The organism is Dialister hominis (genome assembly GCF_007164725.1).
GTDB lineage: Bacteria > Bacillota > Negativicutes > Veillonellales > Dialisteraceae > Dialister > Dialister hominis.
In genome coordinates this window covers 34422-58770 of sequence record NZ_AP019697.1, presented here as the reverse complement: position 1 = coordinate 58770, position 24349 = coordinate 34422, and the positions used below count along the sequence as shown (strand labels likewise).

Here is a 24349-nt window from a genome sequence, read left to right as displayed (position 1 = left end):
TCCGTCTTATCCATCATCCATTAAACGTCCAGGAAAGGGGCGGAATGCCAAGTGCCCAGAGGCCTGCTCCGACGGCATAGACGATGATGCCGATGATGAAGAAGCGCAGGCCTACCATGAGGACGCCTTTCGTGATGACAAGGATATTATGGAAATTCGGATCCATGAAGGTGTAGGGATAGAGATGGCTCTTCCCGTGGAGAACGATCGTCAGCCATGCCCTGAAGTAGACGAAGACGACATAGAGTGCAGGGTAAACCATCCATGTGATCATGGTGTACCAGTGCATTTCGCGCTTGTCTACGAAGAGAATGTAGTCGATCATCATCAGGATCGGAATGATGTAATGGAATATGTAGTTGTAAAAGGAAAAGTGTTCGTAGCTGATGTCGTTCAGCTTGTGGGTCCTTATGGCGCCCGGCCGCACGATGAGATGGTACATGAGCGACAGTGTCCCAAGGCTCGCTGCGACAGCGTAGCGGAAGTCGGCGGTATAAAGAACCGGCATGTCCACTTTCATGAGCGTCGCGCCCAGCCAGAGTACGAACAGGGTAAATGTGGAAAATGTGTAGTACTGGATTCTTGACCAAAAAACAAAAGGCGTCAGGACCTTATGCTTCATCAGGAGGATCAGCCCTATGATCAGAAGGACGAAGATCACCCAGCGGTAAATTAAAGCGACCGGCATATGCACCTCGAAAGGAAAGACTAGCGGGAACTTTCATCCCGGATCAGCATTTGGAAAATGCTTATTTCTTGTTTCTCTTTCCTCTTCTAGACTGCTTATGGCGGGCTTCAGCGCGAAGACGGCGGACTTCTTCCTTCTCACGGATCTGGTCCTCTTCCTCCTGCCTGATTTTCTTCTTCTGGTGGTAGTTGTAAATATTCATAGCCAGACAGAGAAGGATCATAACGGCAATGGCAACGGTTCTTACGTTCACACCATTTACCATAATGTTCCAAATGGCGAAAGCGACAGCTACGCCAAATAAAAGTCCACGTGCTTTCATCCTTGTGATTTCTCCTTTGCGCGGGAAGGCCGCGTTAATCTTGTAAAAAACGTTAAAAGCATATTGCTCTTATTTTAATAGTTTTTGTTCATGATAGCAATACAAATAAAAAATATATTCTATATGTCCATGAAAAAAGATCTCTGCCCGTTTTCAAAGAAAAAGGCGTTTTTAAGCCGGCATCTTTTTGAACGAGTAATCAGTCGTTTCTTTTCCGCCCTTGCGTAAGAGGGGCTTTTTCAAGCGAAATTGAGCGAAATATCTTCCGGGCAATAAAAAAAGATGCCTGAGCCCGATGACCCAGACATCTTTCATGATTGGAAATTTCCTTACTCAGGAGTTCTTGATGCCCCCATGCAGTTCCATGCTGCGTGCTTTGCAGGCCGGACATTCTCCGTCCCCGCCTCCGCAGCAGCTTCCTCCGCCGAATGTCACCTTGTAAATATGGCGGCATGCCAGGACGAAGAGGATGGCGATGGCAGCAATGACTAAGTAAACGCCAATGCTCAATGAAATCACCCTTTCTGAAATAATGGTGCTTACGCCTTCACGCCGGCTCCTTCCAGAATTTCTTCCTTCTTCTTGGGAGCAGGACGGACGATCATCCAGAGAGCTGCCAGGCTGACGACGATGGCAAGGACTTGTCCAATGCCGAAAGCGGCGCCGTAGAAGAGCCAGCTTCCGATGTTGTAAGCGACGAATGCCATGCCGTATCCGAGCATGATCTGGAATCCGATGGCAAGAGCTGCCCATTTCCTGTCGCCCATTTCACGGGCAATCGTAGCCATAGCAACGACGCACGGCGGGTCGAACAGGTTCAGGATCATGAAGGAGAAAGCGGCAATCGGTGTGAACATACCGGCAATGCCAGCCATGAGTTCCATGTCTTCTGCATCAGCAGCGACGCCGTTCAGGACAGCAAGGGTGCCGATAGCGTTTTCCTTTGCCATTTCAGCGGAAATGACAGCGACGGCGCCTTTCCAGTCGCCCAGACCGACCGGTGCGAAGATCCAGGAAATAGCTCCGCCGAAGGCTGCGAGCATGGAGTCTTCAATATCGACCATTTCCATGGACGCATTGAATGCGGAGAAGAACCAGATGATGACGCAGGCTGCAAAAATGATGGTGCCTGCCTTGATGATGAAGCCTTTCGCTCTGTCCCACATATGACGGATGACGCCCTTCATAGCCGGAATATGGTATGCCGGAAGTTCCATGACGAAAGGTGCCGGATCGCCGGCAAAGGCAGAGGTCTTCTTCAGAGCAATGCCCGCCAGAACGATGACGGCAATGCCCAGGAAGTACATAGCCGGAGCCATGAGTACCGAGTCTGGGAAGAAGGTGGACGTGATCATGGAAATGATGACAGCCTTCGCGGAGCACGGGATGAAGGTGCAGAGCATGATGGTCATGCGGCGGTCACGCTGATCTTCGATCGTACGTGTCGCCATGACAGCCGGCACGCCGCAGCCGCTTCCGACCAGGATCGGAATGAAGGACTTGCCGGACAGGCCGAATTTGCGGAAAATGCGGTCCATGATGAATGCGACGCGCGCCATGTATCCGGAGTCTTCCAGGAGTGCCAGGAAGAAGAAAATAAGAACAATCTGCGGCACGAAGCCAAGGACGGTGCCCACGCCGCCGATGATGCCGTCGACGACAAGGCTTTCCAGCCAGTCAGGAGCGGCAATGGCTTCCATGAGGCCGGCAGCTGCATCATTGACATATTCGCCGAAGAATACGTCATTCGTCCAGTCGGTAGCCCATGTGCCGATGGTCGTGACGGAAATGTAGTACACAAACGTCATGATGGCGAAGAAAATCGGAAGAGCAAGGATACGGTTCGTGACGACGCGGTCGATCTTGTCGGAGACCGTCATCGCATGGCAGTCATGCTTCTTCGTCAGGACGCTGGAAATGATGCGTCCGATATAGGAGTAACGCTGGTTGATGATGATGGATTCGGAATCATCGTCCATTTCATCTTCGCAGTCCTTGATGTGCGTATCAAGGTGAGCGAGAGTCTTAGGATCGAGCTGCAGTGCATCGGTCGCATCATGGTCTCTTTCAAATACCTTGATGGCATACCAACGGACGAATTCCTTGTCCACTTTGTCATGGATGGATTCTTCAATGTGCGCAATGGCGTGTTCTACGCTTCCAGTGAATACGGAAGGCAGGCAGTGCTTCCTGCCGCTCTTGGCAGCCTCGATGGCTCTTTCAGCAGCTTCCTTGCAGCCCTTGCCCTGCAGCGCGGAGATTTCCACGACTTCGCAGCCCAGTTCCTCGCCCATCTTCTTGATGTCGATCTTGTCCCCGCTCTTCTTGACGAGGTCCATCATGTTGACTGCCATGACGACCGGCAGTCCGATTTCAATCAGCTGTGTGGAGAGGTACAGGTTTCTTTCCAGATTTGTACCATCGATGATATTCAGAATCACGTCAGGCTGTTCGTTGACAAGGTAATTTCTTGCTACCTTTTCTTCCAGTGTATACGGGGACAAAGAATAGATCCCCGGAAGATCCTGGATAATGACATCCTTGTGTCCTTTAAGGATGCCGTCCTTCTTTTCTACGGTGACGCCGGCCCAGTTTCCCACATACTGGTTGCTGCCGGTCAATTCATTAAACAGTGTCGTCTTGCCGCAGTTCGGATTGCCCGCAAGGGCGATTCTGATTGACATTCTGACTCCTTTCCTACCTTAAGGAAATAAATATATGAGAAAATTACTCTTCCACTTCAATGACTTCCGCTTCACTCTTGCGGATGGAAAGTTCGTAGCCGCGGACGGTCAGTTCGATCGGATCGCCCAGTGGTGCTACCTTACGGACAAAGACATCGACTCCCTTTGTGATGCCCATGTCCATGATGCGGCGGCGCGTCGGTCCGTTGCCGCCGATCTTCTTGACCTTGGCGGTCTCCCCGACTGCCACTTCCTTCAATGTTTTCATAGCTGCTCCCTTCCTCCTTTAAAAGAAAATTCTCTGCGCCATGGACTTGTCGAGAGCAATGCGGCTCCCTTTGACCTGTACGATCAGGTTGCCTGCCATGTGGCTGACAATCAAAACTTCTGCGTCCATCACAAATCCGAGCTCAGCCAGATGCTGGCGGACGTCGTCTTTCCCTGAAATGCGGCGTATCGTCACAGTCTCGCCTTCCTTGGCAAATATGAGAGGCATCATTTATATCACCTCGATGCTTTCTTAAAAAGGAATTTCTTTCCGGCTCCGCGAAGGCGCCGGCCAATCACCCCATCGTTGATTATGTCATAATCTTAATGCACGTATTCAAAATTAGTCAATATCTCAAAATAATTTTTATTAGGTCGTCCTTTTCATTATTTTTCTGTATCCCGTTTATTGTTAAGGAAATTAGAAAATAAAGTAGGTTGAAACTTTAAATTTCATATTTAATATAATTAAATTTTTGCTCACTTAATTTAATTTTTTCGATATTCGTTCTTTTTATATCTAACTTCCTAAATATGGCAGGCTCCCAAAAGTGCCTTATGATGGGATAAATCCCGGGATTTCCGATATTTTCTCTCTTCCATGATGCTGCGTCCGGTTTGGGACAGGCGTCCAAAATCCGCAATAAATGTTTAGGTATCCCCTTAGAATACGCGCTTGCATACCATGAGAAAGTACTCGCCGCCCGCATGAGAAACGGCCTTTCCGCTTCCCCTTCCGCGGGGAGTTCCTGGTTTCTGATGCTGGAAACGGGGGATTTCTGCAATAGAAAAAAGGGCTGTATCAAAATGATTACACATTTTGGCACGGCCCCTTTTGTGTGGGTATATCCAATTAGAGAATTAGCTGATATAAGCGGATTGAGGGAGATGAAAACCATAAAACCGGACTTCGTCCGTGGAAAGGGGGTGCGGATATTTTTTTGGACCATTCTGGTAGTACTTACATTATCCCTAAGCTTTCTCTGTATTCTACTGGACTCATGCCGCCCAAGGTAATTTTAATTCGGTCTTCATTATACCAATGAAGATAATCGTCTAGGTAAGCTATGAATTCTTTAATGGATACACCTATCCAGCTTCTATTATAGAACATTTCGTTTTTTACTCTTCCAAAGACACCTTCACAAGCAGCATTATCCGGCGAGCACCCTTTTTTCGACATGGATCTTGTCCAGCCAAATTTCTTCATCAAGGCGATCCATCCAGGCCATTGGTAATGTATACCGCGGTCTGAATGAACGATAGGATGCTTGTCATCGCCCAGGGCCTCTCTCGCTTTTACCAGCATGGTATTGACCAGTTTGGCATTCGGCGACGTGCCGATCGTCCATGCGACAATCTTGCCGTCAAAGACGTCAGTTATAGCTGACAGGTATACTTTCCCTGCAGATATGTGGAATTCCGTAATATCTGTGAGAAGCAGCTTTCCTGGTTCGTCGGCATGAAAATTCCTGTTAACGAGATTAGGGGCAGGTGAAATTTCTCCTTTGTAGGAGCTATACTTTTTAGCTTTTTTGCGGTATGGAACCAGATGATCCTCTTTCATAAAGCGGCGGACGAGCTTCTCAGAAAGAATTTTCCCATCTTTTCTGAGCGCTAACCAGATTCTCCGGTAACCATAAACCGACCGGTTCTTCTTAAATTTGTCTTTGATGGTTTCGCGTATTTCCGCATATTTATCTCCCGCCTTCATAGCGGATTTCTGGTAGAAATATGAGGCTTTAGCCATATTTAGCACCGTCAGCAGTTTCTTCAGGGGATACTTGCTGCGGCTCAGAAGGGCATCAATCACGATGGCTTTTTCCCGATTGGTCAGTGTTTTTAGACTGATGCCCTCTTCTTTTTTTATTGTTTCTGCAGCTATCTCGAGGGCTTCGTACTCGATCCGTTTAATAAGAGTCTGCTCGCCAAGCTCCTTATACTCTTTCGCAAGTGTCTGGCACTTTTCATCAAGAGACTTCGTCTTCTCTCCCAGTGACTGATTGGCTTTCAGCAATGCTTTATTCTCTTTGCGGAGGTTTTCCATATTTCTAAGCAGTACTTGCATTTCTTCTTTTAAAGATTCAATCGTTACTTCCGAGTCCTTTTTAGACATTGTTGCCAGCCTCCTTTGGAACAATTCCTCGAGGAAGCCTAAGTCCTTGTAGATAGCGTTAGAGGCTATCTCAATTTCTTCGAATGGATTCTCCTGAATCAGTGGACTGCTTCCCGTCTGTCGATCTTGCCCCCATTTTACAGGGTTCTGGTCAGCTTGCCAATGATCGTTTTCGTTAAGGTTGTATTTCTCAACCCATATTTTCAATCTCTGCGTGCTGCTGGGATAGCCTATTTCCCTGATGGTGCGCCGCAGATCGCCGCAATTTACGAAGTATTTGACGGCTAATGTTTTTTGTTTGAGAGAATATCCGTCATCAAATCCGTCTACTTCGTGAATCTCTCTGGAGAACTTGAATTCCCGGCACCATTGACGCAACACTTTTATGTCGTGAGGATAGCCGAGCGTTCTCATAATGCCTTTGAGCCCCATGCCCGAATCGACGTGCAGTTTGACTGCCTTTAAGCGTTCTTCATGCGAATACATAAATTGACCTCCTGACACCTCTGTCAATTGGTCCAACTTTTTGTCCGCGTCCCCAAATCAACCCTATCCACCGCGAAGCGGTCCCCCTTCCCCGTCTGGGAAGGCAAGCCTGGTGGTACCCTGATTCTGCTGCTTTATTATTTCTATTTTATTCCACTATTTCTATTTCCTGTGGTAGGTGATGAAGCGGTGCGGGATGTTTCCTTCGCCTTCTGTTTCTTCGGTGACGACCCAGTCTTCGGGACGGATCTCAGGGAAGAAGGCATCGCCGTCGAAGGGTTTCTCTACTTCTGTGATGTAGAGGGCGCCTGCGTACGGGAGGAGGGCTTTGTACATGTGCTCGCCGCCGATGACGAAGTTTTCTCCTTCGGGGAGGGATTCCATGAGGGATTTCACGTCGTGGAAGAGGAGAACGCCCTCGGGCGCTTTGTAGTCCTTATTTCCTGTGAGGACGTAGTGAACGCGGCCGGGAAGGACGCCCGGGAGGCTTTCGAAGGTCTTCCTTCCCATGATAATCGGATGGCCCATCGTCAGTTTCTTGAACCGCTTGAGGTCGTCGGAGAGGTGCCAGAGAAGGGCATTGTCCTTTCCGATGGCGTTATTGGATGCTTTGGCAACGATGATGGAGAGGCTCATACGGACACCTCCATGGCAATCTTGTCGTGATGCTTGTAGTTTTTAAGGACGATGTCTTCCGGCTTGAAGTCGTAGAAGTTCTTGATGTCAGAATTCAGGACGAGCTTCGGCGCATCGTAAGCCTGCGGCAGGCGGGAGAGCTGGAGGAGAAGCTGTTCCTTATGGTTTTCGTAAACATGGGCGTTGTTGATGACGTGGGTGAAAAGGCCCGGACGGAGTCCGCTCACCTGCGCGATCATGCAGACGAGGGCTGCGTACTGCGCCATGTTGAAAGGCACGCCGAGTCCCATGTCGCCGCTTCTCTGCACGAGCATGCAGTTCAGGCGACCGTCAGCGGAGACGTCCCACATGGTGAGGAAGGCGCAGGGATAGAGCGCCATGTCCGGCAGATCCTGGACGTTCCAGAGGTCGACGACCATGCGGCGGCTCTGCGGATCCTTCTTCAGCGTTTCAAGGAGCGTGTCCACCTGATGGTACTTGCCCAGCTGGTAGCCGTATGCCTTTCCGATCGTGCCGTCTTCTCTCATCCATTCATCCCATACGTGGCAGTTCCAGTCCTGAAGGACGCGGACGTCGTTCGACTGTTTCTGCCAGATCCAGAGGATTTCCTTCACGGATGTCTTGAATGCGACGAACTTGGTCGTCAGGATCGGGAATTCCTTTTCAAGGTCAAACTGCATGATCTGGTGGGGCAGCTTGTAGGCAGGCATGCCGGTGCGGTTGTCGCCAAGGGCCCCGTTTTCGAGGATATTCTTCACTATGCCTAAGTACTCTTTATCTGCAAGGCTCATGTCTCTCTCCTTACTCCGCACTCTGCGGTGATGACTTGATAATATTGATGAACGCGTCTCCGTATTCGGCGGACTTCTTCGGTCCTATGCCGCGGATGGCCCGGAGCTCTTCCTTTGTCTCAGGACGCTTCCTTGCCATTTCCGAGAGGGTGTCGTCGGTAAAGATGCGGTTGACCGGCACGCCTTTCTTTGACGCGAGGTAATTTCTGTAAAACTTAAGCTGCGCAAAGAGCGCTGCCGAGGATGGCTCCTCTTCCGGCATATCTTCTGCAGTGTCTTCCGGTTCTGTTTCCTTGAAGATCGGATTCTTTCTCCATGTCTCGCGGAGCTTTTCGTCCTTGTCTGCTTCTTCGAGGAAAATCTTCAGGAAACGAGTGCCGTACTTTCTTAGCTTGAACTCGCCCACGCCCCTGACGGTACTCATTTCTTCAAGTGTCTTTGGAGAAATGACAGCCATGTCTTCCAGCGTGGCATCGGAAAATACGACAAAGGGTGGCACATGCTCGGCGGATGCGATTTCTTTCCGGAGGCTTCTGAGCTTGTCGAAAAGACTGCCGTGGACCGGGCTTCTGGCGGCCAGTTTCCTTTCAACGGCAGCATCCGCCATGGCGTCTTCTGCGCCGAAGGCAAGGCCGAATACATTGGCTTTCCCTTCAAGGACGTCCTCTGCCTTGTTTGTGAGGCGCAGCACGGGGTACGGCTCGCCCTCGCGGACGAGGTAGCCGTCAGCGACGTAGCTGTTCAGCGCGCTCTTGATATGCCTGGCCTTCACGAAGGACAGCTTGCCATACGTCGGGAGCTCGTCGAGCTTCCTGTCCAGCACTGCCTTCGCGCGGCTGCCCGCCAGAATGTCTGCGACAGTCGATGCGCCGAAGCGCCCGTGGAGCGAGCGGACGGTCTTGAAAATGAGGGCGGCCGTGTCCGTCACGTCCACCTTCGCCTGCCCGCTTTCGCAGTTGCCGCAGTGGCCGCAGGGCTTGTCCGCCTTCTCCCCGAAGTAGGTCAGGATGAAATTGCGGAGGCAGGCCGTCGTCTGGCAGTAATCGATCATGGCATTCAGGCGGTGGTAGTCCATCTTCTTCTGCTCTTCGTCCTGATTGCCCTGATCGATGAGGTAGCGCTGGATGCCTGAGTCCCTTCCATTGTAAAGAAGGATGCACTCAGCGCTCGCGCCGTCTCGTCCGGCTCTCCCTGCTTCCTGGTAGTACGCCTCGAGGCTCTTCGGCATATGGTAATGGATGACATAGCGCACATTGCTCTTGTCGATGCCCATGCCGAATGCATTCGTCGCCGCCATGACGGGCGTACGGTCGTAGGAGAAATCCTCCTGCGCCTTTCGTCTTTCCTCGTCTTCCATTCCTGCATGGTATCTTCCTGCGCGGATGCCGGCACGTTTCAGAAGGTCATGGACCTCATCGACTGCCTTTCTCGTCGCACAGTAAATGATGCCGCTTTCCTTCTTGTGCGCCTTCACGTACCGGAGGAGCAGCGCTTCCTTGTCCGCATCACGGATGACGCGGAAGGACAGGTTCGGCCGGTCGAGTCCGGTGCGGAAGATTTCCGCATGAGAAAGCCCCAGGCTCTTCTTCATATCCTCTTCGACAGCCGGCGTCGCGGTCGCTGTGAACGCCGTGACGATCGGTTTCTTGGGAAGGGAATCGATGAAGGTCTTGATCTTCCTGTACGACGGGCGGAAATCATGGCCCCACTGGGAGACGCAGTGCGCCTCATCGATGACGACCATGGAAATCGGCACCTGCGCGAGGCAGTCAGTGAAGTAGGACGGTTCCAGCTTTTCCGGTGCCATGTAAAGGATCTTGATGCGGCCCCTGTACATGTCGCGCAGGCGCTCGATCGCTTCATCATAAGGCACCGTGCTGTTCACGTACGAAGCTAGGATGCCCTGCTCCGTCAGCGCCTCCACCTGATCCTTCATGAGGGAAATCAGGGGCGAGATGATGATGGACCCGTGAGGAAACATCATGGCAGGTATCTGAAAACAGATGGATTTCCCGGCGCCCGTAGGCATGATTGCCAGAATATCCTTCTTCTTCAGGATCGTGGAAATGACTTCCTCCTGTACAGGCCGGAACGAATCGTAGCCAAAATACTGCTTCAGCACTTCACCCGGCGTCATGCGCATCCTCCTTCCCCCGCTGCCGCCATGCGGCCAACAGGCTTTCCGCCTTTGTTTTTAGATCCGCGCCTCTCCTGCGCGAATCTACGCAACTTATATTATAGCATAATATAGATGATTCTTTATCTGGAAATAGAATCCATTCGTCCACGAAAAAAAGGCTGCGGCTAAATGATTTTGTCACAGCTCCTTTTGATTCAGATTTTATCTTTTGCCCGGACGGTACTTGTCGTAGACGTAGAAGAGTTTGTCTGTCAGGAAGGAAATGGCTTCCTTTCCTTCAAGGACGTCTGTCCAGTAACCCGGGATGAAGGTATCGCCGAAGCGTACGCCTTCGATAGCGCCAGTGATGGCAGCTGTCGTATTGCTCTTTCCTCCATGGTTGGCGGAAATGATGACGGCTTCGAGCGGATCATCTACGGCAATGGAGCAGTAGATGGCAATCGCCAGTGCTTCTTCTGCATTCGTTCCGTCGCCAAAGGATGCGATGGAGTCGATGTGGTCCCATACGCCTGTCTTTCCTGCCGGGCGGTTGTCTGCCTGCTGGCGGGCTGCCGACATGAGGGACAGGATCGGATCGGTCTTGTGCATCTTCGTCAGGATGGATTCCGCATAATCCAAAGATTTCGGGAATGACATGCCTTCTGCCAGGCATGCGATGATGCATGCAAGAGCGCCGGAAGAATAATATGCGATCGGATTGGAATGGGAAAGGGCTGCTGCCTTGACGGCTGTATCAAAGGCCATCTTCCCGTCGCCTGCAAAGGTGAGGCCGATCGGAACGGCTCTTGCCAGGGAGGCGCTCCCCTTGCTGTCATTCACTTTATTTTTCGTCGAGCCGCGGCCGTCCTTGGAAAAGGCTCCCAGAAGCCCTTCTTCCGGATTTCTGCGCGCGTGCATGAATTTCTCTCTGACGAGGCAGAATTCCCTTTCATGGGACTGGCGTCTCATCCAGGTCTTCTGGCCTCTTCTCGGTTCTTCACCCGTCTGGCTGTAGTACCAGCGCATATAGCTTCTGTATATACCTTCTATGATATCGAGCTTCTTGGCATCCGCCCAAAGTATCCCGTCGATTGTTGCCAGGAGTGTCTGTGTGTTGTCAGAAACAGGTGCTTTCTTTCCGTTTTTCGGATCGCCCACGAGGGTGCGCAGTCCGAATGGACCAAATCTATGCTTAATTCTGGCCACGGAGAGATTCTGCAGCGGATACCCCAATGCATCCCCGCACGAGGCGCCTATGATTGCGCCGCGAAACTTCTCTATCTCCGCCATTTTTTCCTCCTTCGATGTTTGAAATCTGCCTCTGAAAACCTTCTTTCAGACGAAAAAGCCTTCCCAGTCCTTCGTCCACATTTCCCTCTCAGGAAAATAAAAGTTCCTGCAAATGACTCTCACAGAAACTTGAGTAGTATAGAAAAAATTTAACTTATACCCGTACACTATCATATTTTCTTTATTATAACACATTTTATACTCGGGAAAAGAGATAGTATGCATAAAACAGGACTAAAAGTTCAGTAAGGAGCCGCCCCTAGTATAAGCGTCCCATAAGAAATAATCCTGCCAGAATGACAACCTGGATAAGGAGCATCCCAGGGACAAGGATGCGGAATTTCCAGTGCTTCGTCTTGTGATGGTAATGCTTCATGCCAAGAAATGCGCCAAGAGATCCGAAGCAGAAAGCGGCAAGGAGAAGATTTCTCTCTGAAATCCTCCACTCCCCCCTGATTGAACGCCTCTTGTCTTCGCCGTAAAGGAAAAATACGGCGAGGTTGATGCAGATAAGAATCACCGGAATCGCTTGTTCCATAAATCCATCCTTCCTCTATGCCTTTACTTTTATTATACTCCCCCTGAAAAACTCCCTTATATATATTTAATCATTTATACGTGTACGAATATTTTCTTCCGTGTTAAGATAAAGAATGTCTATACAAATTTACAATCTTCAAGGAGACCCTTATGGACTTATTGATGCAGTACCTTATCATATGCCCTCTGGTCATGCTGGCCGGATTCATCGATGCGATTGCCGGAGGCGGCGGCCTGATTTCCCTGCCGGCTTACATGATCGCCGGGATTCCCGTTCATCATGCGATTGCGACAAACAAGATGAGCTCGACAATGGGTACGGCGCTTGCGACATTCAAGTTTGCAAGGAAAGGCTTCATCCCCTGGAAAATTGCGCTTTCCTGCGTCGTCTGCGCTTTTGCCGGCTCGACCCTTGGCGCAAACCTGGCCCTTCTTGTCAATGCCCATATCTTCATGCTCTTCATGATCATCGTGCTCCCGCTGACTGCTGTCTACGTGCAGAAGACGAAGAGCCTCATCGTGGAAAAGGAACCGCTCTCCTTCAAGAAGACGACCATTCTCAGCATGGCCATGGCTCTTCTGATCGGCGTCTACGACGGTTTCTACGGCCCGGGCACAGGCACATTCCTGCTGCTCCTCCTGACGGGAGTCGCCCACCTTTCCATCCATAAGGCCAACGGCGTCACGAAGGCCATCAACCTGACGACGAATGTCGCCGCCCTCTGCGTCTTCCTCCTGAATGCGAAGGTCCTCTTCCCGCTTGGCATCATTGCAGGGCTCTTCGGCATGGCAGGCAACTGGCTGGGCGCTTCCTACTTTGCGAACGGCAGCGCAAGAAACGTGAAGCCGATCATCATGATCGTCCTTGGCATCTTCTTCCTGAAGGTCATTTACGAATTATTCTTTAAGTAAGAGCCTCTGCTCTTTTCGAGGTACGAATGAAATACAAATCCCCCAACATTGGCAGTTTCAAGGCGCTGCTCCCCTTCCTCATCTTCATCGCCATCTACCTTGGTGCAGGCATCTACTTCCAGATGCAGGGCGTGGACATGGCTTTCTATCAGTTCCCTTCCGTGACGGCGATGTTCATTGCCGTGCTCTCGGCCTTCTGTCTCGGAAGCGAGCCGATCATGTTCAAGTTCGGCATCTTCTCGAAGGGCGCTGCCAATGACAACATCATGACCATGCTCATGATCTACATCCTGGCGGGTGCCTTCTCCGCTGTGGCTGCTGCCATGGGCGGCCGCGACGCAACGGTGAATCTTGGCATCAGCATGGTCCCGGCACAGTACCTGACGGCCGGCATCTTCCTCATTTCCGCCTTCATGGGAACGGCCACGGGCACATCCATGGGAACGGTAGCAGCCATCATACCGATCGCAGCCGGCATCGGCGAGAAGAGCGGCATTTCCGCTCCCCTCATCATCGCGGCCTGCGTGGGCGGCGCGATGTTCGGCGACAATCTTTCCATGATTTCTGACACGACGATCGCGGCGACAAAGACACAGGGCTGCGCACTGAAGGACAAATTCAAGGTGAACTTCCTCATCGCCCTTCCGGCCGCCATTGCAACGATTGCCGTCCTCCTCATCCTTGGGACGCCGGGCGCAGCAATTCCTGACACATCGGGCGGATTCGACTTCATGAAGGTCCTTCCCTACATCGTCGTCCTCCTCCTTGCCCTCATGGGAACGAACGTCTTCCTCGTCCTTGTCATCGGCATCTTCCTCGCCGGCGGCATCGGGCTGTCGGCCGGGGATCTCACGATCATATCGCTTGCCCAGGCTGTCTGGAACGGATTTACCAGCATGAACGAAGCCTTCTTCCTCGCCCTTTTCTGCGGCGGCATTTCCGAGATGATTTCCTACTACGGCGGCATCACCTGGCTCATCAACAAGCTCCACGGCATGATCAGGGGACCGAAGACAGCACAGCTTGGCATCGCTTCCCTCGTCTCCCTTGTGGACTGTGCGACAGCGAATAACACCGTCGCCATCATCGTATCCGGCGACGTAGCCAAGCAGATCAGCGAGAAGTACAAGGTCGATCCGAGAAGAAGTGCTTCCCTCCTCGACATTTTCTCCTGCATCTTCCAAGGCATCATCCCCTACGGCGCGCAGCTCCTCACCGCGGCTGCCCTTGCCACGCAGAGCGGCGTGAAGATCACGACCCTCGATATCGTGCCGCACATGTGGTACTGCCTCTTCCTTGCCATCTTCGGCATCCTGTCCATCTTCATCCCCTACGCAGACGGCCTCTGCCGGAGGAATCCATGGGACTGGGAAAAAGGAAAACCCGTGGAAAATAAATAATGAAATAGAAAAGGACTATGATGAAATGAAATCATTTCGCCGCAGTCCTTTTTTGTGTGGGGATAGTGAGTATATTCGATTAGAGGATTATCTAACAAATGTATTTATCGACTCTATCTGAAAACCTCAAAGGATGCTTCGCCTCTTTAGAAACTGCACCACTTTCGCCCAGCATCAGAAAAATGATAGGCTGGGCACTTTCTCCTACGGAGACAGCTCGGCGATGAGAAACAAAAGAAATCAGTTCTTGTTTGTTTTAAACTTATATAACTGCGCTCGAAAACTACTGTATTCACGGTCTCCGACCGGACCTAGTGCAATAGAAGTGTAGTAGATAGGTCGCTCCTATCCGCTGCACTTATTGCATATAATTAGGGGAGTAGATGGCTTGACGGCGAACCACCGGTCCGTTTACTGGACGTGGAGAAGAGGGTCAGCCTTCCCCTTATTATGTGTGCTCGCGTTAGGCAGGTTTATCTCCGTGTTCGTGTAAAAAAACTAGTTTGAGTGGTAATAAGTGTGTGAAGGATTAGCGTCTACCAACTACAAATATCTTTTATAGGAGGTCACTTATGATCTGTGTAGGTATTGATGTATCCAAGAGAAAAAGTACGGTGTGTTTCATGGCGCCTGGCGACAAGATCATCCGCAGGCCCTTTGATGTTAAGCACACAAAAGAGGAACTTCAGCCTCTGGTCGATGAAATTCGGGTACAAGCAAAGTATGACGAGATAAAAGTCGTCATGGAATCAACAGGTGTCTATCACCTGTCGATAGCCTATTTCTTGCAGCAGAATGGGATTTTTGTATCTGTCGTCAACGCTCTGAAGGTTGCTAATTTTAATAAGGCAGAGAACTTCAGACACACAAAGACAGACTCCATCGACTCCACGAATATTGCCAGATATGGAATCGCTTATTGGGCAAAGTTACCGCAATTCGATCTTAATGGAGATAAGTATTTCCTCTTGAAGAGACTCTGCGATGCTTATCTTAACTTTTCGGAGGAAAGAAGCCGCATCCTTCTCCAGCTGCAAAGTCAATTGGAGCAGACCATGCCAGAAATCTTCGATCTTTTCGGAGGATTCGACATAAACAGCGGTAAAGACAAACTGCTGGATTTCCTGGAAAGGTATTGCCACATTGAGGATATTATTGCTAAATCGGAAGCAGAATTTGTCGCATCTTATTGCGGATGGGCAAAAGAAAAAGGATACCGTTCCAATGAGAGTAAAGCAGCAACGATCTACGCTCAAGCAAAGAATGGTATCCCTTCCATCCCCAATAATCCAATTGTTAGAGAAACCATCATGTGGTATGTCGGATTACTGAGAAGAGCCGACGAAACTCTTATGGCTAGTTTAACACGAATGGAAGATATAGCCAAGGATCTGCCGGAATATGAACTCGTCGGCGAGATGGGCGGAGTCGGAAGAGTTACCAGAGTAGCGCTTATTGCCCAGATCGGAGATGTGAGACGCTTTAAAAACAAGCATTCTCTGATCTGCTTTGCAGGCCTGACCCCATCAATACATGAATCAGGGAAATTCCGAGCCTTGCAGAATCACATAGTAAAGAAAGGTCCTGCGCGGCTGCGGAAAGTATTGTATCAAGTAATGATGTTGTTAGTTATGCATAAAATCCCCAAAGATGATGCAGTATATAGGTTCATAAAGAAGAAAGAGGCAGAAGGAAAGTATAAAAAAGTAGCAAAAGTAGCAGGAATGGCTAAGTTTTTACGAATATACTACGGCCGGGTGATGCATTTGTATCGCGACTTAGGCCTTGCTGCGTAAATAAGGCAAACAAGTGAAGAAAAGCGGAAAAAGCCGAGTGTGAGATCGGCTTTTTCGTAGTGCAATGAATTAGTCGGCCAAACTCCAAAATCTAATCAGTTAGGAGCAGTCAGGAAATCCAACAAGAAATTCTATAAGAAATTCAAAAAATACCAAAAAATTAAAATTGGGGCTTGTTCTCGTGTAGCAGGTCTTCTCCTTCGGAGCAAGGTCAACACCCTTAAACCTCGCTTCGCTCGAGAAAAGAAAAAAGCAGCGTTTTAACGGATTTTGTCACAGCCCTTTTTTGTGTGGTGATGAGATTAAAACCATACAGCCGGCTTACAGCCTAGGAAAACATGCCAACCAGCCTTCGGCTGAAAGCTGCTGTATTTCCCCTGTTCTCCCCCACGCAAAAAGACCCTTGCGGGTCTTTCTGGTTGTTCTATGTTTATTATTCTCCAGCTTCGCCGGTTTCTGCGAGGACGTGGGCGCAGCGTGCGCATACGTGCGGATGAGCCGGGTCGGAGTCGACGTCCGGGGTTCTCTTCCAGCAGCGTTCGCATTTTTCGAGTTCGCAGACGGAGACGGTAACTTTGACGTTTCCTTCATCGTCGGATACTGCGTTTTCAGGAGCGCTTTCGGTGCCTTCTACGAGTTTGGTCTGGGATACGATGCAGAAATCTGCAAGTTCCTTTTCCATAGCTTTGAGGATATCGTAAGCTTCGCCTTTTGCGTAGACGGTGACTTCAGCGTCGAGCGGGTGGCCGATGGTCTTTGCCTGGCGGGCTTCTTCGAGGGCTTTGGTGATGACGCTTCTGACTGCGAGGCGTTTCTTCCATTTTTCATCGAGTGCCTTGTCGAGGAATTTGTCGTTCAGTTCCGGCATGGATGCCATGTGGACGGACCATTCGCGTTCTTCCTTGTTCGGGAGGTCCTGCCATACTTCTTCAGCGGTGAAGCAGAGTACAGGAGCTACGAGGCGGACGAGGCTTGTCAGAATTTCGTACATAGCGGTCTGCGCGCTTCTTCTGAGGCGGGAGTCTGCTTTTTCTGTGTAGAGGCGGTCTTTCAGGATATCCAGGTAGATAGCGGAAAGGTCGACGGTGCAGAAGTTGTGTACGGCATGGTACATGACATGGAATTCATAGTCTTCATAAGCCTTGAGGACGGTTCTCTTGACCTGTTCGAGGCGCAGAAGTGCCCATCTGTCCATTTCTTCCATATCTTCATATGCTACGCTGTCCTTCTTCGGATCGAAGTCGTACAGGTTGCCCATGAGGTAGCGGAATGTGTTCCTGATCTTTCTGTATACGTCGCTCATGGATTTGACGATCTTGTCAGACAGTCTGACGTCGCCCTGATAGTCGACGGAGGAAATCCAGAGTCTCATGACGTCTGCGCCGTAGCGGTTGATGATGTCCTGCGGAGCAACGACGTTGCCGACGGACTTGGACATCTTTCTGCCTTCGCCGTCCATGGTGAAGCCGTGTGTCAGGACTGCTTTGTATGGAGCGTATCCATTGACTGCTACGGAGCAGAGGAGGGAAGAATGGAACCAGCCGCGGTGCTGGTCGGAGCCTTCGAGGTACAGGTCAGCCGGGAACTGTACGCCGTCTTCCTTCCAGTCTTCATGCGGGTAACGGAGGACGCCGTTCCATGTGGAGCCGGAGTCGAACCATACGTCCATGATGTCTTTTTCTTTATGGAAATGGGTGCCTCCGCAGTGCGGGCATTTGAAGCCTTCCGGAAGGAGTTCTTCAGCGGAATGAGCCCACCATGCATCGGTGCCTTCTTTTTCTACGATTTCTTCGACTTTCTTCATCGTTTCATCAGTGATGACCCACTTGCCGCAGTCGTCGCAGTAGAATGCAGGAATCGGCACGCCCCAGGATCTCTGGCGGGAAATACACCAGTCCTGACGGTCGCGGATCATGTTGTAGAGACGGTCATGACCCCAGGATGGGATGAAGCGTGTATCGTCGACAGCTTTCAGTGCTTTATCTCTGAAGTCGTTGATGGATGCGAACCACTGCTCGGTAGCACGATAGATGACTGGGTTCTTGCAGCGCCAGCAGTGTGCGTACTGATGGTGGATGGATTTCTTGCCAAGGAGGTGGCCTTCATGAGCCAGAGCGGAGATGACCGGGCCTTCTGCGTCCCAGATGCTCTTGCCCTGGAGGAATTCGCCTGCTTCAGCAGTCATGTTGCCTTTTTCATCAACCGGGCAGACGACTTCCTGTTTCAGCTTGCCAGCGTTTTCATAAGATTTGTAAACTTCAAAGTCTTCAACGCCGTGTCCAGGAGCGGTATGAACGCAGCCTGTGCCGGCATCAAGGGTGACATGGTTGCCTTCGAGGACATAGATAGTGCGGTTATAAATGGCCAGCGGATGATGGAAGGTTGCGAGGTCCCATTCAGAGCCGAGCATTTCGCGGCCTACGAATTCGTAGTCTTCAATCTTGCAGTCAGCCATGGCAGCCGGAGCGAGTTCCTTGCTCATGAGGTAGTATTCATCAGCGGTTTTGTTGTGTACCCATACATAGGTGAATTTCGGGTTCACGCTGATGTAGAGGGATGCCGGGATGGTCCACGGTGTGGTGGTCCAGATAACGGCAAAGAGCTTGGATGGATCGACGCCGTCCGGCCCAAGGCCCTTGATATCCACAGCCGGATACTTGACGTAGATGGACGGGGATTTTCTGTCCTTGTATTCGATTTCTGCTTCAGCCAGGGCTGTTTCGCAGTGCGGGCACCAGTAAACGGCTTTCTTGCCCTTGTAAATGTAGTGCTTCTTGGCCATTTCGCCGAAGACTTCGAGTTCCTTAGCTTCGAGGTGCGGATCGAAGGTGACGTATGGATGCTTGAAATCGCCGACAACGCCCATGCGGATGAAGTCTTCCTTCTGGATAGCGATCCATTTCTTAGCGTATTCCAGGCACTTTCTGCGCAGTTCGAGCGGGGTCATGTTGGCGCGGTCTTCACCGGAGTCCTTGAGGACTGCGTATTCGATCGGAAGGCCGTGAGTATCCCAGCCCGGGATGTAGTTGGCATTGTCGCCAGCCATGTATTTGTAACGGACGATGACGTCCTTCAGTGTCTTATTCAGTGCATGGCCGATGTGGATCTTGCCATTTGCATAGGGAGGTCCGTCGTGCAGGACGAAAGTCGGAGCGCCGTCATGCTGTCTCTTCTCCACTCTCTTTTCATACAAATCATTTTTCTGCCAGAAATCCACGAATTCCGGTTCCTTCTTCGGAAGGTTGCCGCGCATCGGGAATTCTGTCTGAGGCAGATGCAGGGTTTTGCTGTAATCCATTTTCAAATTCCTCCTAAGGAAATCTTCGATTTCCAAAATAAAAAAATCCCGCCCGATAAGGGGCGGGATTCTATCCCGTGGTACCACCCTCATGACCTTACGGCCACTCGGTACAGTTAACGATGTCCCGTCAGGGCTTTTCTTCCCTGAAGCTCCGAAGTGATCTATCCGCGCCACTCGCCGCCCCTTCTCACCGACCGGGGCTCTCTTTGGACTCATGCTTGTGCGGACCGTCTTCATCCACGCTTATATGTATTATTTATTTTACTGATTACCGTATGGTAAGTCAAGAAACTTTTTGAAAGAGGGAGATTGAGGGAGAAACCGGGTTCCCTCTTATTCTTAATTAATTCATTAGTTCCCACCAGCGGCCGAAGTACTGGTTCTGGTCCCCGATGCGGAGGGTTTCTCCGATCATGGGGGTCAGGAGCGTGAGGTCTTTTTCGTGTGCTGCTTTCACAAGGCGGATGTACGGGTCTTTCCACTGGTGCGTGGAGAGCGGGTACTTGCCATTGTGGCAGGGAACGACGGTCTTAGCATGGAGGTCGACGGCTGCCTGGGCTGTTTCTTCCGGCATCATGTGGACGGAGTGCCAGTCCTTATTGTACTGGCCGTCTTCCAGGATCGCCAGGTCAAATCCGCCGAACTGGTCGCCGATCCTTGCAAATCTTCCGTCATAGCCGCCATCGCCGCTGTAGAAGACTTTCCTTCCCGGCGTGATGAAGGCAAAGCCTGCATAGAGTGTCTGATTTCTCTTCAGCATCCTTCCGGAGAAATGGCGCGCAGGGAGGACCCAGACGGTCAGGCCATCGTCGATCTTGACGGGCGTATTCCAGTCTTCTTCAGAAATCTTTTCAAGCGGGTAGCCCCACTTTTCGTAGTATCCGCCATTTCCAAGGCCGGTCACGACGTGTTTGACCTTCGGCTCGATGGCGCGGACGAAGTCATAGTCGAGGTGGTCCCAGTGATCGTGGGAGAGCACCATGACGTCGATGTCGTCCGGTATATCGTCGGGCGTGTAGATATTACTTCCTTCAAAAGCCTTGTCCACGAAGGGAACAGGCAATGCATACTCGGCGGAAATGGGATCGATCAGGATCCTGTGCCCGTTCAGCTGCATATAGTAAGAGGAGTGCCCCATCCAGACAAGGACGTCCTTGTCCCTGGGGAGCTGTCTCAGGTTCGTCTTCACGCTGATCATAGGGTCGGATGGTATCGTCTTTCCCGGTGTCGGGAAGAAGAATTCCTTCCAGAAACCAAGGGAAGGATTGACCTTCTCATGCGGCGTCTCGGGGACGAATTCTCCGTTCACGTAGTGCGGAGACGCTTCGATGCGCGCCTTTCTTTCCGGCGTCATCAAAGGATCCATCTGCGGCTGGTTCACGAACCAGTACCCGAAGACGCCCAGAAGGGCGATGGCCGCCACGACCCAGCGCAATATATGAAACATAGTTCCTCCTCTTCTAAAATGGCTTTCCTTATACATTCATTCCGGCTTTTCTGGCTTCCTCAAAGGCAGCGCTTCCTTTCGCCATGCCCGGATTCGTCATGCCGCCTGCAAAGACAGAGCCGGCAAAATGCGACTGCGGGAAGCATTCGATCCATCCTTCAAGGCCGCTCTTCGCTCTTTTCATCGCATACTCATCCTCTTCAGCGGCTGAAGCCAGAAGGTAGACATCCTTGAACTGGCAGTCGGCTATGTAGAGCGGATTCAGCCTGTCGAGGAATGTCTTCATCTGCCCGCTCATTTCATAATAATAAATCGGCGTGGCAAACACAAGAACATCAGACGTGCGGACGATTTCCTGCATATCATTCATATCGTCATGGATGACGCACTTTCCCGTCTTCTGGCAGGCAAGGCAGCCTGTGCAGAAATGGATGTCCTTCCCTGTGAGCGAGATGAGCGTCACTTCATTGCCCGCTTCCGATGCGCCCATGGCAAAAGCATCCGCCAGAACGGCCGAATTGCTCCCGTGACGAAGACTTGTAGAAATCACAGTGACTTTCTTTCCCATACCTTTTTCCTCCTTAATCCCTTACTCCCTTTTATTGTTATTTATATAGAGACGGTCATTATAGAGACGGTCATTTGCGAAGGGGCGGATTGGCCTTGGCCTGGAATTCTTCCACGTCCAGCCTGTACACCTCGACCTGATTGGCCATCCTTTCGATGAAGGCCCATTTCCTGTCAGATGTCTGTGCCATGATGATTTCAAGGCCCCGGCACTTCTCCGCCGGATCTTCAAGGATTGTCACAATGCCGCTTCCGATAATGGAATGGTAATGATTCGTGAAATCGCAGGCTTCCTCAGCAGGAATGACCATTTCCCCCGTATCGATCACAAAGCCTGCCTTCGGGTTCCTGCGGATACAGTCCAGCCTGTGTCCGCTTCTTCCCCCGTGGAAATAAATGGAAAGTCTGCCGTCCTCATACGTATAGCCGTAATTGACGGGCACGACGTAAATCCTGTCCTCATCATAGAGGCCGATGCGGACGACGCCGCACTCCTTCAGGATGGAATCGATGAGAGCTTCATCGGTGACTCTCCTGTCTTTTCTTCTCATTTCTGTCATGGAAATCCCCCTTTTCCTAATGGTCTACACGCGGTCAGGCCCCATGTAGAGCTTGCGGTAATAGTAAAGAACGAAAAGTATGCCGGCGGCAGCGACCAGCCAGCTCAGCGGATAGACCGCCATGAGCCAGGTGAAGGTCTGGTGCGTCGGGAAAATAGTGAAAACGTAAAGAATACGCGTGCCGCAGATGCCGACGAGCGCTGCCATGGCAGGCGCCAGGGACTTTCCGAAGGCACGAAGGAAACCTGAAACAGCTTCAGAAATCATATTGAGCGGTTCAGGAATCAAAATGAATTCGAGGCGGATCATGCCAAGCGCAATGACTTCCGGATCGGAGCTGAAAACGGAAAGGAGGTACGGCCCTGCCGCCAGCACGATCATGGAAGAGGCGACCGTCGCGGCCAGATTCTGCAGCGTGCAGATCTTCCCCACCCTTCTGCAGCGGGAAAGAAGGCCTGCGCCGTAGTTCTGCCCCGTGAATGTCGTGCATGCCTGCCCGAAGGAATTCATGATGTAGTACACAAGGATTTCCAGATTGAAAGCAGCCGCCGAAGCTGCCATGACCTCTGCGCCGAGGCTGTTGATGGCCGCCTGGATGACGACATTCGACAGGCTGAAGACAGCGCCCTGCACGCCGGCCGGCGTACCGATGGAAAGGATCTGGCGGAGAATCCCCCAGTCCACTTTCATATCATGGAAGGAAATGTGGATCGCGCTCTTCGTATTCTTCATGAGGTAAAGAAGAAGCGAAGAGCTCATGAGCGTCGCAAAGACGGTGGAAGCCGCCACGGCGACGACATCCATGCCGCAGTAGACGACAAGGAAAAGGCTCAGACATGCCTTGCATGTGCCGGCCGCAAAGAGGCACATGAGCGGCGTCCTCGTATCGCCCTGACTCCTGAAAATCGCCGAGGTGAAGTTATAGACAAGGATGCCCGGCATCGCGATGAATATGGTTTCCAGGTACTCGCGGGACATTGTCTCGACTTCCTTTGGCACCTGAAGGAGCCTGACGACTGAATCCGCGCTGAAAACGCCGAGCACGGCAAAAAGAATGCCCGTCAGAACGGCGAAGACGATCGTCGTATGCACGGCCTTTTTTACTTTTTCCAGATTTCCCTGCCCCGTGTACTGGGAAATGACGACGTTCGCGCCAAGGGAAATCCCTACAAAGAACGTAACGAGAAGCCCGACGACCGGCGCATTGCTGCCGACGGCGGCCATGGCTTCCTTACCAACAAAACGCCCCATGATGATGATGTCGATGGCATTGAAAAGCTGCTGGCAGATCCCTGTGACCGCCAGAAGTATGGCGAAAGAAACCGTCTTGTCGCCGATCGACCCATGGAGCATGTCCATTTTTCTCATATATCCGTAATCCCTTCTTATTCTATATTTCTTATTATAACAAAAATCACAAAATGATTAACGGATAATAAGGCGGCATCCGGTCCTGTCAAAGGCCCTTTTCTGCCGCTTCCTTCTGGAGGAACCTGATGAAAGCTTCTGCTGCGCGTCCGAAAGGCTGGTCCTTCTTCCATGCAATGACCGTCTCTATCTTCCTTTTTGGTTCAAGCGGCAGGAAGGAGAGGCGTCTTTCATCAAAAAGCGCGGCTGCGCCTTCTGTCGTAATGACATAGCAGCCAGGATCTTCTGCAAGGATCACGCGGCTTCCGCCCAGGTCCCACTTGATTGGGGACGTGATTGTCTTCCTTACACTCCCCAGCCAGTTTGCGATTTCTGCATTGAGTTCAAGGCGCCCGGGAAGGATGACCGTCTTCCCCAGAAGATCTTCCTTCCGGATGGATTCTTTTTCCGCGAGGGGATCATCCGCTCTCATGATGACGCCCCAGCGAGCATCGGGACCGATCGGGACGGAATCATACTTCACCGAATCAAAGGGACGGACAAGGACAGCCGCATCGATGAGGCCCATGTCCATCCGCTCGGTGACGCGGTCCGTGACCCCCGTCTGGTAATCGAAGAACACATGGGGATGCTCCTTCTGGAACTTCCGTATCAGGGAAACGAAGACAGATGTCACAAGGAGCTCGCCGCCTCCGACGGAGACCGTCCCTGCCAGTTCCTCTCCCGAAGAAATTTCCTCCTTCGTCTTGGCCAGAAGCTCTTCCATTTCCTCTGCGCGGCGGCGGAAGAGGATGCCCTCGCTCGTCAGTGTGATCCTTCGGCTCGAGCGCTCGAAAAGACGCGCACCAAGCTCAGACTCCAGCTCGGCCAGCTGACGGGAAAGCGTCGGCTGCGTCATGTGGAGACGCTTCGCTGCCTTTGTGATATTTCCCTCTCTGGCGGCCGCCAGAAAATAATGAATCACACGCATGTCCATGATTTCCTCCTGCCCGTTAAAGGGCGTCTTGACAATTAGTAACATATCGTACTAATATGGAATTGTCAAATGAATTGTCCTTG

Annotated in this window: 21 protein-coding genes; 3 read left to right on the top strand and 18 right to left on the bottom strand. The window is 51.3% G+C overall.

Annotated elements, in window-relative coordinates; translation table 11 throughout:
• Positions 1 to 13: 13 nt before the first annotated feature.
• From Dia5BBH33_RS00280 to Dia5BBH33_RS00230, 12 genes are all read right to left on the bottom strand, one after another.
• On the bottom strand, positions 14 to 688 hold the full coding sequence (locus Dia5BBH33_RS00280) for a Pr6Pr family membrane protein (RefSeq protein WP_108850176.1): 675 nt from the start codon (positions 686 to 688) through the stop codon (positions 14 to 16).
• Positions 689 to 749: 61 nt separating this feature from the next.
• A complete protein-coding gene (locus Dia5BBH33_RS00275) occupies positions 750 to 1010 on the bottom strand; it encodes a hypothetical protein (protein ID WP_022381579.1) in 261 nt (86 codons plus the stop codon).
• 333 nt (positions 1011 to 1343) lie between these two features.
• On the bottom strand, positions 1344 to 1520 hold the full coding sequence (locus Dia5BBH33_RS10985) for a hypothetical protein (RefSeq protein WP_022381578.1): 177 nt from the start codon (positions 1518 to 1520) through the stop codon (positions 1344 to 1346).
• A 29-nt stretch (positions 1521 to 1549) separates the two neighbouring features.
• Entirely contained in the window at positions 1550 to 3694 is a 2145-nt protein-coding gene (gene feoB / locus Dia5BBH33_RS00270) for a ferrous iron transport protein B (RefSeq protein WP_108850177.1), read from the bottom strand.
• Between the two features lie 43 nt (positions 3695 to 3737).
• Positions 3738 to 3962, bottom strand: a complete 225-nt coding sequence (locus Dia5BBH33_RS00265) for a FeoA family protein (protein ID WP_022381575.1) — start codon at positions 3960 to 3962, stop codon at positions 3738 to 3740.
• An 18-nt stretch (positions 3963 to 3980) separates the two neighbouring features.
• Positions 3981 to 4193: a FeoA family protein gene (locus Dia5BBH33_RS00260; protein WP_022381574.1), complete on the bottom strand. Its 213-nt coding sequence runs from the start codon at positions 4191 to 4193 to the stop codon at positions 3981 to 3983.
• 729 nt (positions 4194 to 4922) lie between these two features.
• Positions 4923 to 6008 (bottom strand): IS3 family transposase, encoded by a 1086-nt coding sequence (locus Dia5BBH33_RS00255; protein WP_456298279.1) that lies wholly within the window; start codon positions 6006 to 6008, stop codon positions 4923 to 4925.
• 717 nt (positions 6009 to 6725) lie between these two features.
• The gene (locus Dia5BBH33_RS00250; RefSeq protein ID WP_108850179.1) at positions 6726 to 7199 is read right to left on the bottom strand and encodes a dihydrofolate reductase; all 474 of its coding nucleotides are present in this window, start codon (positions 7197 to 7199) and stop codon (positions 6726 to 6728) included.
• Entirely contained in the window at positions 7196 to 7990 is a 795-nt protein-coding gene (locus Dia5BBH33_RS00245) for a thymidylate synthase (protein ID WP_108850180.1), read from the bottom strand. The genes Dia5BBH33_RS00250 and Dia5BBH33_RS00245 overlap by 4 nt, the downstream gene beginning before the upstream one ends.
• A 10-nt stretch (positions 7991 to 8000) precedes the next feature.
• Positions 8001 to 10127 carry a DNA helicase RecQ gene (gene recQ / locus Dia5BBH33_RS00240; RefSeq protein ID WP_143332107.1) on the bottom strand — a complete coding sequence of 709 codons (2127 nt, stop codon included), beginning with the start codon at positions 10125 to 10127 and terminating at the stop codon, positions 8001 to 8003.
• 204 nt (positions 10128 to 10331) lie between these two features.
• On the bottom strand, positions 10332 to 11399 hold the full coding sequence (locus Dia5BBH33_RS00235; RefSeq protein ID WP_022381569.1) for an ADP-ribosylglycohydrolase family protein: 1068 nt from the start codon (positions 11397 to 11399) through the stop codon (positions 10332 to 10334).
• Positions 11400 to 11658: 259 nt separating this feature from the next.
• The gene (locus tag Dia5BBH33_RS00230) at positions 11659 to 11937 is read right to left on the bottom strand and encodes a DUF1294 domain-containing protein (RefSeq protein ID WP_022381568.1); all 279 of its coding nucleotides are present in this window, start codon (positions 11935 to 11937) and stop codon (positions 11659 to 11661) included.
• 152 nt (positions 11938 to 12089) lie between these two features.
• On the opposite strand from Dia5BBH33_RS00230, the gene Dia5BBH33_RS00225 reads away from it, so the two are divergent.
• The 3 genes from Dia5BBH33_RS00225 (at position 12090) to Dia5BBH33_RS00215 (ending at position 16047) form a co-directional block, all read left to right on the top strand.
• The gene (locus Dia5BBH33_RS00225; RefSeq protein WP_108850182.1) at positions 12090 to 12851 is read left to right on the top strand and encodes a sulfite exporter TauE/SafE family protein; all 762 of its coding nucleotides are present in this window, start codon (positions 12090 to 12092) and stop codon (positions 12849 to 12851) included.
• Between the two features lie 26 nt (positions 12852 to 12877).
• Positions 12878 to 14251, top strand: a complete 1374-nt coding sequence (locus Dia5BBH33_RS00220) for a Na+/H+ antiporter NhaC family protein (protein ID WP_108850183.1) — start codon at positions 12878 to 12880, stop codon at positions 14249 to 14251.
• 572 nt (positions 14252 to 14823) lie between these two features.
• Positions 14824 to 16047: an IS110 family RNA-guided transposase gene (locus tag Dia5BBH33_RS00215; RefSeq protein WP_143332106.1), complete on the top strand. Its 1224-nt coding sequence runs from the start codon at positions 14824 to 14826 to the stop codon at positions 16045 to 16047.
• Between the two features lie 433 nt (positions 16048 to 16480).
• Here the strand turns inward: Dia5BBH33_RS00215 and ileS are convergent, their stop codons facing one another.
• From ileS to Dia5BBH33_RS00185, 6 genes are all read right to left on the bottom strand, one after another.
• Positions 16481 to 19345: an isoleucine--tRNA ligase gene (gene ileS, locus Dia5BBH33_RS00210; RefSeq protein ID WP_143332105.1), complete on the bottom strand. Its 2865-nt coding sequence runs from the start codon at positions 19343 to 19345 to the stop codon at positions 16481 to 16483.
• 346 nt (positions 19346 to 19691) lie between these two features.
• On the bottom strand, positions 19692 to 20795 hold the full coding sequence (locus tag Dia5BBH33_RS00205) for an MBL fold metallo-hydrolase (RefSeq protein ID WP_108850186.1): 1104 nt from the start codon (positions 20793 to 20795) through the stop codon (positions 19692 to 19694).
• Positions 20796 to 20823: 28 nt separating this feature from the next.
• Entirely contained in the window at positions 20824 to 21363 is a 540-nt protein-coding gene (locus tag Dia5BBH33_RS00200) for a flavodoxin family protein (RefSeq protein ID WP_108850187.1), read from the bottom strand.
• Between the two features lie 70 nt (positions 21364 to 21433).
• A complete protein-coding gene (locus Dia5BBH33_RS00195; protein WP_108850188.1) occupies positions 21434 to 21922 on the bottom strand; it encodes a pyridoxamine 5'-phosphate oxidase family protein in 489 nt (162 codons plus the stop codon).
• Positions 21923 to 21946: 24 nt separating this feature from the next.
• Positions 21947 to 23290 carry an MATE family efflux transporter gene (locus Dia5BBH33_RS00190; RefSeq protein ID WP_108850189.1) on the bottom strand — a complete coding sequence of 448 codons (1344 nt, stop codon included), beginning with the start codon at positions 23288 to 23290 and terminating at the stop codon, positions 21947 to 21949.
• Positions 23291 to 23378: 88 nt separating this feature from the next.
• Positions 23379 to 24260 (bottom strand): LysR family transcriptional regulator, encoded by an 882-nt coding sequence (locus tag Dia5BBH33_RS00185; RefSeq protein ID WP_162501730.1) that lies wholly within the window; start codon positions 24258 to 24260, stop codon positions 23379 to 23381.
• Positions 24261 to 24349: the final 89 nt, after the last annotated feature.